Below are 16,199 nucleotides of genomic sequence, written 5' to 3'. Positions count from 1 at the left end.
GTAGAAATTTTATTTTATTGTATAAAATTTACAGATATTCTGAAATATTTTACAGCGTATTTTACGATTTGTTGCAGTCTTTTACCGTGAATTATTTTTGTGTTACCGATTAATAAATTCCACGGCTTTTTGAACAAGTGGATCTTCTCCTTTACGTAGTGATTCTAAAGTGGGTTGAGCCTGAATATCAATGGAAACTCCTGCTCTCTGGGAATGTTTTCCATTCGGATAACTGATCCCTAATCCACTTATAGAAGTACTCATAGAACCTGGAAGATCTATTGAGGAAACATCTCCATCGGTACCAGCAGTTTGAGAGCCAATAACGGCAGATTGGGGAGCCGTTTGTAAGGCCATCGCAAGAAATTCTGATGCACTTTGTGTATATTCATCAACTAAAATAGCGACTTTCCCCTGGTAATAATGGGTGTTCTTTTTTCCTATTCTGGCCTGTTCTGTGATTTTGAATGTCCCTGGATATTGTAATGATGTGGCCTTTATTTGTGCAAATTCTTTTGCTTCAGGGAAGAAATATTCTGAAATGACAGAAGTTGTAAATGCTTTAGGGTAGCATCGGAGATCAATGATAATTCCTTTCTTGTTCTTGAATTTTTTCATGACAGTCTGCATCTCATTTTCTGTGATGACAGCAGGATAGATATAGCCAATGTTCTGATCTATTTCTTTATAAACAGGAATTGTATTTTCTTCGAGAAAAGTCTCATTAGGAACCGTATTTATAGAAATCGTTGCGGTTGTTCCGTTAGCCTTTTTTAGAGAAAATGTAGTAAAGTCGTTGTTGGTTTTCAGGATATAATCATTTACATACCGAAGAAGTGATGAGTTGTTGGACGCTGGGATATATTTTGCTTTCTCTTTCAGAAGATCACTGATTTTTTTGTGGTCTATTTCTGTGATGATGTCTCCAATAGAAAGATTGGCTGAGGTTTTCTTGGTATCGATGTAAGTAATGGCCAGCTGCCCATCAATTAATCTTGTTGCTATAGGGGCGGTATTAAATCCATAAAATTCATCAACAATATCTCCAAATGTATAAATTCCTGCATGGGAATCATTAATCTCTTTTGTTAATTCCAATACGGCAAGTTTATAAGTGAGTTCATCATTGGTATGAATGAGCTTAGGGATATATTCTTTCAAAACATTATCCCAGTTTTTTCCGATAAGATCTTTATAAGGGAAGAAATAATTAATACAGTTCCAGTAACGGAATAAAGAAAGAAGTTTCATTCCGCCGTCATCCCACTTCATTCGTGGATATGATTCTTCATTTTTAAAAACGGGGTTCCCTTCACCAGGAACAAAATCGATATAATGATTTTCTTTATTAAACGTCTTTAGGCCGCTTCCGAAAGATGTACTCCAGCTGTACAGTAAGCAGTTAAAATTGTTTGAATTGATATTGGGAAGGAAACGGAATAGTTCATAATCCCAGTTAATTTCCCCTTTTGAAATGAATGGACTGTGATATTTTATATATCCCCATGTTTTTCCTAGTTGATACAAATTGGTGATTTGTCTATTGTTGAGACTATCGATTCTAAACTGAGAATCTACAAAGAATTCATCGGGCGATTGAGAAAGATCATTGGGAAATATTTCTTCCACATTTTTGCCATCGATATAAACCTTAAAATTGTCGAACCATACTTTTCCTTTTCCCTTAAGAAAACCTCCGATCACGATTTTTCCTGAATTGCTGTTAAATGGAAGACTGACCATATATTTTTTCCAGTCTGATGTTCCTTGCAGGGTTTGTGTTTTTACATCTTTTGACTGAAGAATATTTTCCTCACTTTCTCCGAAGGTAATAAATAAACCGGTATGATCTGTCTTCTCTGTTTTAATATAACCTTCAAGGGTTATTTCTTTTCCTTTGTATTTGTTAAAGAGTACGTAAGCGATTCCTCCTTGGGTATTCATCTCTTCCGACTGAACCAGAACTGATTTTTTTCCAGACTGAAATATTTCTGAAGATGATTGACTGGTATTGTTTCCCCAGGAAAACCAGCCATCTGATAATTTGCTGTTATGAATATTAGATTCGAAGCCGAAATTGTAATCGATATTATTTTGAGATTTGCAGTTCAAAAAGAGTAAAGCGAAAAGAAAGAAGAGAGAAATTTTTTTGAGAAGTGGAGAGGTCATTAGTTTTTTAGTTTGAAATAAGATCGGATAAGTGAAAGTTTTATTGTATTTAAATATATCAAAATTTTCTTTTGGAATTTCTTTTATTCTGCTTTTATAATCAAAGACATTGAAAAAAGGTACTTATTCATCACAAAAAAACCTTTCAGACTATCTGAAAGGTTTTAAATATCGTGTGGATCACTTTTTACAATCCGAACATTCCTGCGAATGTGTCCGGGAAAATTCCCAGGATGATAATAGCTGCAATCACAACTACACCAACAATGTTGTAAGTAAGTGTTACCTTTTCTGAAGATTTGAATGTTGATTCTTTAAAGAAGAACATCGCAATGATCAATCTTAAATAGTATGCGATAGATAGGGCAGAACCTAAAACTGCTACCAATACCAAGAAAGCCGCTCCGTTCATTGCCTGAGAGAACAAAGCAAATTTCCCCATGAACCCAGCTGTTAAAGGAACTCCTGCCATTGAAAGCATAGAGATCGCTGCTGTAGTTGCTAATAAAGGTTCTGTTTTTGCCAATCCTTTGAAGGCTCCGAAAGATGTTTCTCTCTTTAATTTCTCTACCCAGATCAGGCACATAAAAACACCTACTGTAGATAAAGAATAAGCGAATAAATAAAACGCCAGGTTATACGTTGAAAGGTTTGTCATTCCGAAGAATACCAATCCGATGTATCCTGCGTGAGATACTGAAGAGTATGCTAGCATTCTTTTTGCGTTTGTCTGAGCAAGACCCATAACGTTCGCCAAAAGTAATGTAATAATTAAGAATACTCCTAAAACATTAATCCATTCGTGAGTAACTCCAGCGAAACCGATTGTCATTAATCTGAACAATGCAAAAAATCCTGAAATTTTTACTACACTTGCCATGAAAGCAGTGATTAATGAAGGAGAACCTGCATATACATCAGGGCTCCACATATGGAAAGGTGCTAATGCTACTTTAAATGCCAATGCACAAAGGATTAATAATACTCCTAAGATGAACATTACATTCGAAGCGTTTGCCACTCCAAAATCATGGATTTTATAAAGATCGAAACTTCCTGTACTTCCATAGATGAACGCAATACCAAACAGTAAGAAACCTGTTGCGAATGCACCCATTAGAAAATATTTGATTGAAGCTTCGTTTGATCTCAAATCAGTTTTGTTAGCTCCTGCCATTACATATAAAGGAATAGAAAGGATCTCAACACCTAAGAACATGGTTACTAAGTTTTGGTATCCGAAAAGGATGATCCCTCCACATAATGCAAATAGCATCAATGCATATAATTCTGACTGGTGGCTTCTATGGTTGCTGAAAGCAAAACCTCCCAGGAAGAATAACAATAAAGTTGTTACGATTGATATTTTAGTGAATAATGCAGTATTTGCACTGTATTCGTACATATGCTTGTAATGGTCGAAGAACGCACATTCTGGCATAAAACTTACATACAATGCGATGATTAATCCCAAAATCCCAATGTATCTTGCGAATTTTCCTTGTTCAAAAACTCCCGAAAATAACGCAATAACTGCCGTTAGGAAAACAATAATTAAAACACTCATTTTTTAAAATATCAAATTAACTTACCATTGATTGGTAGATAAACTTCACTGAACTACTCACCATATCGATCACCGGTTGTGGGAAAATACCTAGTAAGATCACAAAAACCGCTAAACTTGCCAATACAGAAAATTCTACACCAGATAAATCTTTTGCTGTACTTAGAACGGCTTCATCACCTTCTCCAAACATTGCTTTTCCGTAGAATCTCAATAAATATACTGCACAAAGAATTACCGTAAGACCAGCAATTACAGCTGCTGTTCCGTTGAAGTCATATACCGATTTCAACAAAATAAATTCCCCGATGAATCCATTAGTTAATGGAACTCCCATTGAACCTAATATAATGATCAGGAACAATACAGCAAACTTAGGAGCTACTTTAGCTAAACCACCCATTTGTCTGATGTCTCTTGATTTGAATCTCTTATATAGAATATCACAACAGTAGAATAATCCTACTACGTTGATACCGTGAGCAAAAGTCTGTATCAAAGCTCCTTCAGCACCTTCTACATTGAAAGTTCCTCTTAAAGTAACTACCGCAGAAGCGAAAATACCTGCTACCATCAATCCTACGTGAGAGAAAGATGAATATGCGATAATTCTCTTCATATCTGTCTGGATGATCGCGATCAATGCACCGTGAACAATTCCTACGATAGCAAGAATGATGACGATCTGCCCGGAAATTCCTGCAATCGGAAGCGGAGTAATTGGAAGTAAATAACGCATTACACCATATACTGCCATCTTCAGCATGATCCCTGATAATAACATGGATCCCTGAGTAGGAGAGTAGGTATACGTATCAGGCTGCCATGTATGGAAAGGGAATACCGGTAATTTCACTGCAAAAGCAAAGAAAATAAACCAGAATACCACAGTCTGCTGTACTTCATTCAGCTGAGCATTATATAAATCTGTTAAAGCGAATGATGCAGAGTGGTTGTACACATAGATCAATCCGGCTAACATAAATAAAGATCCCACGAATGTATATACGAAGAATTTCGTAGTGAATTCAAACCTTTTATTCTCTTGGCCCCAAAGTCCGGCAATAAACCAAATTGGAATCAATGTTACTTCCCAGAAAATATAGAACAACAATCCGTCTAGAGAAGTAAATACTCCTACAAGACCAAACTGCATCAACAGAATTAGCCCATAGAAGGTATTTCTGTAGTTTACATTTTCGTTGAAAGAAGATAAAATGATGATTGGTGCCAGAATGTTGGTCAATATCAAAAGAAGCATACTCATTCCGTCAACGCCGAAATGAAGTGAACTTTTAATAAATTGAGACCAAGGGTAAGTGATTTCGTACTGCAGCTTACTGTCTACCGTCGGTCCAAAATTGAAATCCGAAAGCATGTAGAAGGTAAGAAGCATTTGTACCAATGCAATCCCAAGCGCCAAATATTTGCTGGAACTATTCTTCCAGGCAAAAACTAATCCCGAACCTACTAGAGGTAAAAGTAATAATGTTAATAACAAACAAGACATTATTATTGTAATAAAAAGTTAACAATTAATATAATTCCCACAGCTAAAGACATGATAAGAATATACGTCTCTACATTTCCGTTCTGTACACGCTTCATAGCTTTTCCGCTGTCTTCAGCACCATCACCTACAAAGTTTACAAAACGGTCTAAGATACCCTTATCAAACATCTTTCCTCCGCGTCCTAATCCTTCAACAGTTTTTACAATCAATGCGTTGTAAAGTTCGTCTACATATAATTTTTTAGCAGAAAGCTTTTCCCATCCGGTATAGTTTTCTTCTGCAACCGCCATTTTTTTCTTTTTCACGTAGGTATTTCTTACGATAAACCAAACAGAGAAGAACATTAAGATGGTTGCTGCTAATAAGATCATTTCAGTATTGAAAGGTACTCCTGAAAGAGTAGCTTCCATTTGGCTGAAGCTTTGTTCTGTAAGAACTGGCTTTAACCATTCCATCAGTTTAGCATAATGCCCGTGACCGATGAAGTGTGGCAGGTTGATAAGACCCCCAAGTACAGAAAGAATAGCTAATACGATTAATGGTAATGTCATATTAGACGGGCTTTCATGTAAGTGGTGTTTTTGCTCTTCAGTACCTCTGAATTCTCCGTGGAAAGTCAGATAATACAGTCTGAACATATACGTGGCAGTCATTGCCGCTAAAACAAATAAGATTACCCAATAGATTGGATTTTTAGCGAAAGCTGCTACTAAAATTTCGTCTTTAGAGATCATCCCTGAAAGTAAAGGGAAACCTGAGATTGCTAATGTTCCGATAAGGAATGTAGCGTGCGTAAGAGGAATATATTTTTTAAGACCTCCCATGAAACGCATATCCTGTTCGTTGCTCATTGCGTGGATTACAGAACCTGCTCCTAAGAATAGTAAAGCTTTGAAGAAAGCATGCGTCATTACGTGGAACATTGCTGTTGTATAAGCACCAAGACCTAAAGCGATGAACATAAATCCAAGCTGTGAAACGGTAGAGTATGCCAATACTTTTTTGATGTCGTTCTGACGTAATGCATAGAATCCTGCTAAAGCTGCCGTTAAGAATCCGATGAATAAAATTCCTCCCTGTACGGTTGGAGCTAAAGTAAATAGGAAGTTGGATCTTACTACCAAATAGATTCCCGCTGTTACCATCGTTGCCGCGTGGATTAACGCTGACACAGGAGTTGGTCCTGCCATTGCATCCGGTAACCATGTATATAAAGGAACCTGAGCAGATTTACCGGTAGCACCGATGAATAAACTCGCTGTGATAAAGATGATCACTGTTCCGTCTAATTCAAATTTTGAAGCGTTCTCTGCTACCGAAAGGTAATCTACAGCATTGGTTTGAGAAGCAATCATAAAGATACCAATCAATAATGCAAGGTCACCAATTCTGTTCATGATGAAAGCTTTTCTTGCTGCTTTACCATATTCTTCGTTGGTATACCAGAATCCGATCAATAGATAAGAACAAAGACCTACACCTTCCCATCCGATGAACAGGATCAGGTAGTTGCTTCCCATTACTAAAAGTAACATGGAGAAGATGAAAAGATTCAGGTAAGTAAAGAACTTGTAGAATCCTTTGTCATGACTCATATATCCGATAGAGTATAAGTGGATCAGTGAACCGATACCCGTGATGATCATCACCATCATTAATGAAAGCTGATCAATCTGGAATCCAAAATTAATTTGTACTCCATTTACTCTAAACCATTCAAAAGCTTTTACGATTACAGGCTGACTTTCAGAATTGAAATTCATGAAAATACTTACAGCGATACAGAATGATCCGAAAACCATTGCCGTTGCTAAAGAACCTACCAAAATTTTTGGAAGATTTTTCCCGAATAAACCGTTAATAAGAAACCCTAAAAGTGGTAAAAGTACTATTGTATATACTAAATTCTCCATTCTTATCCTCTTAATTTATTAAATATACTCACATCTACAGAACGGGTGTTTCTATATAGCATAGCAATAATTGCCAAACCTACCGCTACTTCAGCAGCAGCTACCACCATAATGAAGAAAACTAAAAGCTGTCCGTCGCCGTTGCCTTTGTACGCTGAAAAAGCTGCCAATAAAAGGTTTACAGAATTCAGCATAAGCTCTACACAGCCCAGAATCACAATAGCGTTTTTTCTAAGCAATACTCCCATTACTCCCAAGCAGAACAATACTGATGAAAGGATAACGAAGTATTCCAAAGGGACGCTTTGTATAAATGTATTTACTTCTCCCATAATTTTATAAATCTTTTTTACCGATTAATACCGCGCCTACAATACCTGCCAAAATTAGGATGGAAGCAAGCTCAAACGGTAAAACATATTCATTAAACAATAGTTTACCCAGATTTTTCGTAAGACCGATACTTCTGTCTACATTTTCAACAACAATGTGATTGTCTTGGACTCCTCTGAAAACCCCTAATACTCCTACCAAAAGAAGACCTGCTGTAAAAACTCCAATAAATTTTAAAGTATTGTTCTTCTTACTTTCGTCTCCTTTATTAAGGTTAAGCATCATTAAGATATAAAGGAAAAGTACCATGATAGCACCTGCGTACACTATAATCTGGATAATTGCAAGGAACTGTGCATTCAGAAGGATGTACATTCCGGCAATTGAAAACATCGTAACAATTAATGACAAAATAGCATATAAAGGATTTCTTGCAAATACGAAGTAAACCGCACTTGCCACTGCTAAAAACGCCACCAAGAAAAATAAAAACTGATCCATTATTTTACCGCATTTTTTTGTTTCTCGGATTGTCTTGTCGTGATATCAATCCTTTCATTTATTTTTTCAACTAGTTTATCTTTTCCGTAAATGAAAGAACCTCTGTTGGTTTCCACGTCTACCAATCTGTCGGTAAGATAGATGGCAGATTTAGGACAAGCTTCTTCACACATTCCGCAGAAAATACATCTCAGCATATTGATTTCATATACTGAAGCATACTTTTCTTCCCTGTAAAGACCTTTTTCTTCTTTAGTTCTTTCAGCAGCAGTCATCGTGATGGCTTCTGCAGGACAAGCTACCGCACAAAGTCCACAAGCGGTACATCTTTCTCTGCCTTCTTCGTCTCTTTTCAAAACGTGCTGGCCTCTCCAGATGGTAGCTCTTGGTTTCTGTACTTCCGGATACGAATATACTGCGGGAGCACCCTTTATCACGGTTCTTACAGCATGCTTAAATGTAATCCCCATCCCTGTAAAGATCGCAGGAAGGTAGATTTTTTCAGCAAGGGTCATTTCTTTGTTGGAAACAACTTTTGATCTGTTTGTAAGTTTCATTTAATTATAGATATTAGATGTTAGACACCAGATTTTAGACTAATCTTGTCTGTTATCTTAATTTTTAATGTTCAATATTCACACAAACCTAACAGGTTTTTAAAACCTGTTAGGTTTAGATAATTTAATTTCCAAACGCTAAAATTACAGCTCCTGTAATTAATAGGTTTACTAATGCCATTGGGATTAATGTTTTCCATCCTAAGTGCATTAACTGATCATATCTGAATCTTGGAAGCGTCCATCTGATCCACATGAAGATCAAAATTCCGATTACTGTTTTTGTAAGGAATGCTACAATACTTAAGATTCCTGCAGTGTTTTCACCCCAGTTCTGAGTTACCCATTCAATACCAGGATAGTTGTACCCACCAAAGAAAAGAACAACCATAAAAGCATTGGAGATAAACATGTTCACATATTCTCCGAACATATACAACCCTAACTTCATGGAAGAGTATTCTGTAGAATATCCTGTTACCAATTCAGATTCACACTCGGGTAAATCGAACGGGTGTCTGTTGGTTTCCGCCAAAGCAGCCACAAAGAAAACAAGGAATGCAATCGGCTGGTAGAAAATGTTCCAGTTCAATCCTGAAACCCAAGGAATAACTCCCCATAATTTTCCGGTAGTCTGACTTTCTGTAATTTCTTTTAGGTCTAAGCTTCCTGTCATCATAATGATAGAAAGAAGTGCTAATCCCATTGCCAATTCATAAGAAATCATCTGAGAAGAAGCACGGATAGCACCTAGTAATGAATATTTGTTGTTGGAAGCCCAACCTCCGATCATAATTCCGTATACACCAATGGAAGCCATTCCGATGATGAAAAGTACTCCAACATCAATATTGGCAACCTGAAGATCATAAGAAGTACCTGCAATATTTAAACTTTTACCCCAAGGAATAACTGCCCCTGTGATTAATGAAATAAACATTACTAATGCCGGTCCCAATACGAAAAGGAATTTTTCAGCATTGGCAGGTGTAAAGTCTTCTTTGAAGAAGAATTTTCCACCATCAGCAAGAGGCTGCAGTAGTCCGAAAGGTCCTGCTCTGTTAGGACCAATTCTGTCCTGCATGATAGAGGCAACTTTTCTTTCTGCCCAAGTAGAGTAGGCTGCAATCGTTAATGATAGCAGGAAAAGTGCTAATACAAGTATAAGTTTAAATGTAAGTAAATCCATTTTTTATTGTAAAGATTTTTAGATGTGAGATGTCAGATACGAGATTAAGTCTGATGTCTTGTGTCTGAAATCTAATTGTCTTTATTAAAATTATTTTTCGTCTTTTTCACTGATTTCCTTCGCCATCGGATTGTCTAATACTCTTAGCTCATCTTTAGGTTTCTCGTAGTGGTTCAATGAAATTACAGAGTGTCTGTCGATATGTCTAGGACCTTCGATGTTCCAGTCTGATAATGATTTTCTTTCGAAACGGCAGGTATCGCAGATAAATTCTTCTACTTCACCCCACTGATCTTTTCTTGCAGTTACTCTTACAATTTCGTCCCCTTTCATCCAAACAACAGCTTTTCCTGAACACTTATCACATTTGCAGGTAGCGTTCATTGGTTTTGTAAACCAAACTCTGCTTGCAAAACGAGCCGTTCTGTCTGTTAATGCTCCTACCGGACAAACGTCGATAACGTTTCCGATGAAGTCATTGTCTAAAGCTTTATTTAAATAGGTTGAAATTTCAGCGTGATCTCCTCTGAAAAGAATACCGTGTTCTCTTGTTTCTGTAAGCTGATTTGCAGTTAATACGCATCTTGCACAAAGAATACAACGGTTCATGTTCAATTTGATGTTCGGTCCAAGATCATCAGCTTCGTAAGTATTTCTTTCGAATTCTGTTCTTGTATTCTCCACACCATGTTCATAACCTAAGTCCTGAAGATGACATTCTCCTGCCTGGTCACAGATAGGGCAGTCTAGCGGGTGATTTACCAATAAAAATTCGGTAACCGCTTTTCTTCCTTCCTGAGCTTTGTCGGAAGTAAGGTTTTTTACTTCCATCCCGTCCATTACATTGGTTCTGCAGCTTGCTACCAATTTCGGCATAGGACGTGGATCTGCTTCGGACCCTTTAGAAACTTCTACCAGACAAGTTCTACATCTTCCTCCACTGGTTTCCAATTTGCTGTAGTAGCACATTGCAGGAGGTACAGATTTCCCACCGATTTGTCTTGCAGCTTCCAGAATAGAAGTACCAGGCAAAACTTCCGTAGTCTGTCCGTCTATAGTTATTTTGAATTTTTTAACTTCTTCGCTCATATTGTATGCTTTAAGCTTTATGCATTAAGCAATAGGCTTTGTTATTTATATTTTTTCGTATTAAATGTATATCCAATTCCTGCAAGGATCTGTCCGAAAACGAAATCCTGTTGGGCTTTGTCGGGCTTGTTATTCAATGTCGTTTTGATATCCCACATATTGATATAACCTGCTTTTCCTTCCAATCTTACCATAACATGGTCCCAAAGAACTAAGTTAAGACTGGTTCTTACATCGGTTCCCATACCTGCCACGTGGAAACGGTCGCTTCTTTCATTTCCAAAAAGTTTTACATTACTTTTCGGGAACATAAATCCAAGACCGGCTCCGTAAGACCATACCAGATCAACATTTTTTTTGTTGATGAGGCTTTGATATCTTTCAAGACCTAAGTTTTCATAGTTAAGTCCATCTGTATGTTCAAAAGTAAGGAACTTCTCATCTGCAAGGTTTACCTGTCCGTTTTGTACCATTCCGGCATATTCGGGATCTGAAATATGACCTTTGAAATTAACCGTTTGGTTTTGATCCATCACATATTTCATGTGGTCTATTCCTAAAACCAAAGCTAAATTATCTTTAATAAAATAACCTGCTCTGAAGTTGTACTGAACCACTGTAAACCATCCCGGATTGATATAAACAATACCAAATTTAGTAGGTCTGTCCTGCGCAGATACGTTATTCAGCTGAAAATCATAGCCATTTCCTGTGAAACGGATATCTGAGTTGCTGAACGCTGCTCTGTTCCATCCAAAGAAAACGAACATCTGACCTTTTTTGCTTAAAGGTTCTGGCTTTTGTTTTTTGGTAAGAACTTCTGCTTCTGTACTTCTATCTATTAAAGTATCTTTTTCTTTTTTTTGTCCGAAAACAAAACTCGACATCATTAAGCCGACAACCAACAATTTTTTCATGTTACCTATGCATTCTTTTCAACAGCTGGAATAGGATCTGCATAATGTGCCAATCCATAATTTTGGGTCTGAGATAACTCAGGGTTTTTTACGTGCCACTCAAATTCATCTCTGAAGTGACGGATTGCTGCTGCAACAGGCCAAGCTGCTGCATCTCCCAATGGACAGATCGTGTTTCCTTCGATTTTTCTCTGGATATCCCAAAGAAGATCGATATCTTCCATTTTTCCTTCTCCTTTCTCAATTTTCTTTAAGATCTTATGCATCCATCCTGTACCTTCACGGCAAGGAGTACATTGTCCACAACTTTCGTGGTGATAAAACCTCGCCAACGTCATAGTGTGATCTACAATACACTGGTCTTCATCCAAAACGATGAAACCACCTGAACCCATCATGGTTCCGGTAGCAAAACCACCATCAGCTAATGATTCATAGTTCATATATCTTGGCTCACCGTTCACCGTTCTCAACAATAGATTTGCAGGAACAATTGGAACAGAACTTCCTCCAGGAATACAAGCCTTTAATCTTTTTCCGTCTTTAATACCACCGCAGTATTCATCAGAATAAATGAATTCTTCTACAGTGATCGTCATATCGATTTCGTATACGCCTGGTTTGTTTATGTTTCCACATGCAGAAATCAATTTCGTACCGGTAGATCTTCCAACTCCTATTTTAGCATATTCAGCACCTGTAATGTCAATGATTGGAACGATTGCCGCGATAGATTCAACGTTGTTTACTACGGTTGGTCTTTCCCAAAGCCCTTTTACGGCCGGGAATGGTGGTTTTAATCTTGGGTTACCTCTTTTTCCTTCAAGGGATTCCAGCAATGCAGTTTCTTCACCGCAGATGTATGCTCCACCACCTCTCTGTACATAGATTTCAAGATCGAAACCAGTTCCTAAAATATTTTTACCTAAAAATCCTGCTGCTTTGGCTTCTTCAATTGCTTCTTCCAAAATATCCGGAATCCAAGAATATTCTCCACGGATGTAGATATAAGAAACATTTGAACCTAAACAGTAAGAAGAAATTAGCATTCCTTCAATCAATAAATGAGGAAGGAATTCCATCAGATATCTGTCCTTGAATGTTCCAGGTTCAGATTCATCCGCATTCACAACAAGGTGTCTTGGAACGCCTTCCGGTTTTGCCAAAAAGCTCCATTTCATTCCTGTTGGGAATCCAGCTCCACCACGACCTCTAAGTCCTGAAGCTTTTACTTCTTCAAGAATTTCGTCAGGAGTCATCTTCAAGGCTTTTTCAGCTGCCGTGTAACCTCCCTGCTTGCGGTAAGTTTCGAAGTAGCGAATACCTTCTATATGTGCGTCTTTAAGTAAAAGTTTTTTACTCATTGTTTATTATGCTTTTCGCTATAGGCTTTTGGCTTCTAGCTTTTTATAATTATTAAAAAAATTAACGAACTCTAAATCCAAAATGTACGATTCCGGATTCAAAATTTTTTATTAGTCTAAAGCAACCTGTCCTTCTCTGCAAAGATCAAGGATTTCGTCTACTTTTTCTATTGTTAAATTTTCATGGAAGAATTTTCCTAACTGCATCATAGGTGCATATCCGCAAGCTCCAAGGCATTCAGCTGGCTTTAGCGTGAACATACCGTCTTCAGTAGTTTCTCCATCTTTAATGTTCAGTTTTGTTCTGATGTGGTTAAGGATTTTTTCGCTTCCACAAACCATACAAGGTCCGGTTCTGCAAACTTCCAAAACATATTTACCTACCGGCTTCATATTGAACATCGTATAGAAAGTAGCCACTTCGTATACTTCGATCGGTTGGATACTTAAGAGTTCGGCAACATAATCCATCACAGGAACATCTAACCATCCTCCGAATTCTTTCTGTGCCAAGTGAAGTACAGGAAGAAGGGCAGACTTTTGTCTTCCTTCAGGATATCTTGCGATAATTTTGTGTACCTGTGCTAAACTTTCCGGTTTAAAAGCTATTGTTTCGCTCATTTTTTATCTAAGATTTCAGATGCCAGATTTCAGACATCAGATTTTAAATTTATATGTAAAGCGAAGAGTTTAACATCTGAAATCTGATGTTTCGCCTCTTCTTTTTATGCGTCTAATTCTCCCGCAATGATATTCATACTACACATCGTAACAATGGCATCTGAAATTACAGAACCTGTAATCATTTCAGGGTATGCCTGATAGTAGATGAAGCATGGTCTTCTAAAGTGAAGTCTGTAAGGGCTTCTTCCTCCGTCGCTCACAAGATAGAAACCTAATTCACCGTTTCCACCTTCTACAGCGTGGTATACTTCTCCTTTCGGTACATCTGTTTCTCCCATTACAATTTTGAAATGGTAGATCAACGCTTCCATTTTCTGATAAACATCTGCCTTTTCAGGAAGATAGAAATCAGGAACATCTGCGTGGAATGGTCCTTCCGGAAGATTGTCGTATGCTTGGTTGATAATTTTAAGTGATTCCCAGATTTCCTGTTGACGAACCATGAAACGGTCGTAAGTATCTCCTGAAGTTCCTACAGGAATAATGAAGTCGAAATCTTCGTATGATGAATAAGGCTGTGCAACTCTTACATCGTAATCTACACCTGCTGCACGTAAGTTGGGACCTGTAAAACCGTAGCTTAATGCTCTTTCTGCTGAAATTGCTCCTGCTCCAATGGTTCTGTCCATGAAAATTCTGTTTCTTTCTAGCAGTGTACAGAATTCTTTGAATCTTGGTGGAAAGGTTTTTAAGAAGTCCTTCAATAATTCATGGAACTTAGGAGTGAAATCTCTTTCAAATCCTCCAATTCTTCCCATATTGGTTGTCATTCTGGCTCCACAGATCTGCTCATACATGTCATAAATACGTTCTCTTTCGATGAACATATAGGTAAGACCTGTAATTGCTCCCGAGTCCATTCCGGTTACCCCGTTACAGATCAGGTGGTCACCGATTCTTGCCAGTTCCATCAGGATAACACGCATATAATCTACACGTTTTGGAACTTCAACGCCAATCAGCTTTTCTACTGTCATGTGCCAACCTAAGTTATTAATTGGAGCAGAACAGTAATTCATACGGTCAGTAAGAGTCGTGATTTGAGAATAGTTTCTTCTTTCAGAAATTTTCTCAAATGCTCTGTGGATGTATCCTACGGTTTGCTCCGCATGAAGGATTCTTTCTCCGTCCATCGTTAAGATATTCTGGAAAATCCCGTGGGTAGCAGGGTGGGTAGGTCCTAGATTGAGGGTATATAGCTGTCCGTCAATCTGTTCCTTACTTTCGTACTGGTTTAGTATATTAGATAATGAGTTATCTTTCATAATTTAAATGCTTTAGGCTATAGGCTATAAGCTTTAAGCTTACTGCTTATTGCATTATTTTTATCTTCCAAACATATTATCGTTCTTGTCGGTTCTTGTACCGTCTTCAAGGCGATATTCCTTCAACATTGGGTGGTATCCCAGATCTTCCATATTCAGGATAGGTCTCAGATCAGGGTGCCCTTTAAATTTAATCCCATAAAAGTCATACGTTTCTCTCTCCATCCAGTTAGCACCGGCATATAAGTCTGTAAGAGAATCTACTTCAATATTTTCTCTGGACATGAAGATTTTCAGACGCAATCTGAAATTGGCCATCATATTATGCAGGTGGTAAACAACTCCTATTTCTTTTTCTGGAAATTCAGGGTAATGGATTCCACAAACATCAGTAAGGAAATTAAATTCCAATGATGAATCTTTCAGATAGTGAATGATTTTCTTAATGTCGTCTTTCTTTACTTCAACGGTCAGCATTCCATAAGGTTCTGAGCTTGAAATAACAGATTCCGGAAATTCTCTTGTGATTGCTTCTAATACAAATTCGTTTGTCATTTCCGTTTAGTTGCTTATGTTGTAAGAATCTAATAATTTCTGGTATTCCGGCATATCTCTTCTTCTGATGCTTTCACTTTCAGCAAGAGCCTGTACCTGCATTACTCCTTCAATAATCTGCTCAGGTCTTGGAGGGCATCCCGGAACATATACGTCTACCGGAATAATTTTATCAATTCCCTGAAGTACAGAATAGGTATCAAAAATACCACCGCTGGAAGCACAAGCTCCTACGGCTACTACCCATTTCGGCTCAGCCATCTGCGTGTACACTTCCTTAAGGACTGGTCCTAATTTCTTTGATATAGTTCCGCAAACCATCAGCATATCTGCTTGTCTTGGAGAGAAAGAGTTTCTTTCCATTCCAAATCTTGAAGCATCATAAGTAGGGTTTAGGGTAGCCATAAACTCAATACCGCAACAAGAGGTTGCAAATGGTAACGGCCAAAGTGAAAACTTTCTTGCCATCCCGATTACACTGCTCAGTTTTGTTGCGAAAAACCCTTCTCCTTCATATCCTTCGGGAGCAGGTGCATCTGTTCTTATTACTGGTTTTTTATCTGACATTTTTAGTAAATATTTA

General features: G+C 37.7%; 15 protein-coding genes. All 15 read right to left on the bottom strand.

Annotated elements, in window-relative coordinates; translation table 11 throughout:
* Positions 1 to 102 precede the first annotated feature (102 nt).
* Entirely contained in the window at positions 103 to 2,169 is a 2,067-nt protein-coding gene (locus ACQ76T_RS21575) for a S41 family peptidase (protein ID WP_431345265.1), read from the bottom strand.
* A gap of 187 nt (positions 2,170 to 2,356) precedes the next feature.
* Entirely contained in the window at positions 2,357 to 3,736 is a 1,380-nt protein-coding gene (locus ACQ76T_RS21570) for an NADH-quinone oxidoreductase subunit N (RefSeq protein WP_431345264.1), read from the bottom strand.
* A 16-nt stretch (positions 3,737 to 3,752) separates the two neighbouring features.
* Positions 3,753 to 5,246, bottom strand: a complete 1,494-nt coding sequence (locus tag ACQ76T_RS21565; protein ID WP_431345263.1) for a complex I subunit 4 family protein — start codon at positions 5,244 to 5,246, stop codon at positions 3,753 to 3,755.
* Between the two features lie 2 nt (positions 5,247 to 5,248).
* The gene (nuoL, locus tag ACQ76T_RS21560) at positions 5,249 to 7,162 is read right to left on the bottom strand and encodes an NADH-quinone oxidoreductase subunit L (RefSeq protein ID WP_431345262.1); all 1,914 of its coding nucleotides are present in this window, start codon (positions 7,160 to 7,162) and stop codon (positions 5,249 to 5,251) included.
* 2 nt (positions 7,163 to 7,164) lie between these two features.
* Complete coding sequence (nuoK, locus tag ACQ76T_RS21555) at positions 7,165 to 7,494, bottom strand: NADH-quinone oxidoreductase subunit NuoK (protein ID WP_414847310.1); 330 nt, start codon at positions 7,492 to 7,494, stop codon at positions 7,165 to 7,167.
* 4 nt (positions 7,495 to 7,498) lie between these two features.
* Complete coding sequence (locus tag ACQ76T_RS21550) at positions 7,499 to 7,996, bottom strand: NADH-quinone oxidoreductase subunit J family protein (RefSeq protein ID WP_422694954.1); 498 nt, start codon at positions 7,994 to 7,996, stop codon at positions 7,499 to 7,501.
* Complete coding sequence (locus tag ACQ76T_RS21545) at positions 7,996 to 8,553, bottom strand: NuoI/complex I 23 kDa subunit family protein (RefSeq protein ID WP_236857402.1); 558 nt, start codon at positions 8,551 to 8,553, stop codon at positions 7,996 to 7,998. The genes ACQ76T_RS21550 and ACQ76T_RS21545 overlap by 1 nt, the downstream gene beginning before the upstream one ends.
* Before the next feature lie 124 nt (positions 8,554 to 8,677).
* Positions 8,678 to 9,742: an NADH-quinone oxidoreductase subunit NuoH gene (nuoH, locus tag ACQ76T_RS21540; RefSeq protein WP_431345261.1), complete on the bottom strand. Its 1,065-nt coding sequence runs from the start codon at positions 9,740 to 9,742 to the stop codon at positions 8,678 to 8,680.
* 90 nt (positions 9,743 to 9,832) lie between these two features.
* Positions 9,833 to 10,831, bottom strand: a complete 999-nt coding sequence (locus ACQ76T_RS21535; protein ID WP_431345260.1) for a 2Fe-2S iron-sulfur cluster-binding protein — start codon at positions 10,829 to 10,831, stop codon at positions 9,833 to 9,835.
* 41 nt (positions 10,832 to 10,872) lie between these two features.
* Complete coding sequence (locus ACQ76T_RS21530; protein ID WP_431345259.1) at positions 10,873 to 11,748, bottom strand: hypothetical protein; 876 nt, start codon at positions 11,746 to 11,748, stop codon at positions 10,873 to 10,875.
* A gap of 5 nt (positions 11,749 to 11,753) precedes the next feature.
* The gene (gene nuoF, locus ACQ76T_RS21525; RefSeq protein ID WP_315032890.1) at positions 11,754 to 13,112 is read right to left on the bottom strand and encodes an NADH-quinone oxidoreductase subunit NuoF; all 1,359 of its coding nucleotides are present in this window, start codon (positions 13,110 to 13,112) and stop codon (positions 11,754 to 11,756) included.
* A gap of 111 nt (positions 13,113 to 13,223) precedes the next feature.
* On the bottom strand, positions 13,224 to 13,733 hold the full coding sequence (nuoE, locus tag ACQ76T_RS21520) for an NADH-quinone oxidoreductase subunit NuoE (RefSeq protein WP_422694950.1): 510 nt from the start codon (positions 13,731 to 13,733) through the stop codon (positions 13,224 to 13,226).
* Between the two features lie 104 nt (positions 13,734 to 13,837).
* A complete protein-coding gene (locus ACQ76T_RS21515) occupies positions 13,838 to 15,061 on the bottom strand; it encodes an NADH-quinone oxidoreductase subunit D (protein ID WP_431345258.1) in 1,224 nt (407 codons plus the stop codon).
* 60 nt (positions 15,062 to 15,121) lie between these two features.
* A complete protein-coding gene (locus ACQ76T_RS21510; protein ID WP_431345257.1) occupies positions 15,122 to 15,616 on the bottom strand; it encodes an NADH-quinone oxidoreductase subunit C in 495 nt (164 codons plus the stop codon).
* A gap of 6 nt (positions 15,617 to 15,622) precedes the next feature.
* Complete coding sequence (locus tag ACQ76T_RS21505; protein ID WP_002983540.1) at positions 15,623 to 16,183, bottom strand: NADH-quinone oxidoreductase subunit B; 561 nt, start codon at positions 16,181 to 16,183, stop codon at positions 15,623 to 15,625.
* Positions 16,184 to 16,199 lie beyond the last annotated feature (16 nt).

The organism is Chryseobacterium sp. JK1 (assembly GCF_050632815.1).
Classification (GTDB): Bacteria; Bacteroidota; Bacteroidia; order Flavobacteriales; family Weeksellaceae; genus Chryseobacterium.
This window is presented reverse-complemented; position numbering and strand designations above follow the sequence as displayed.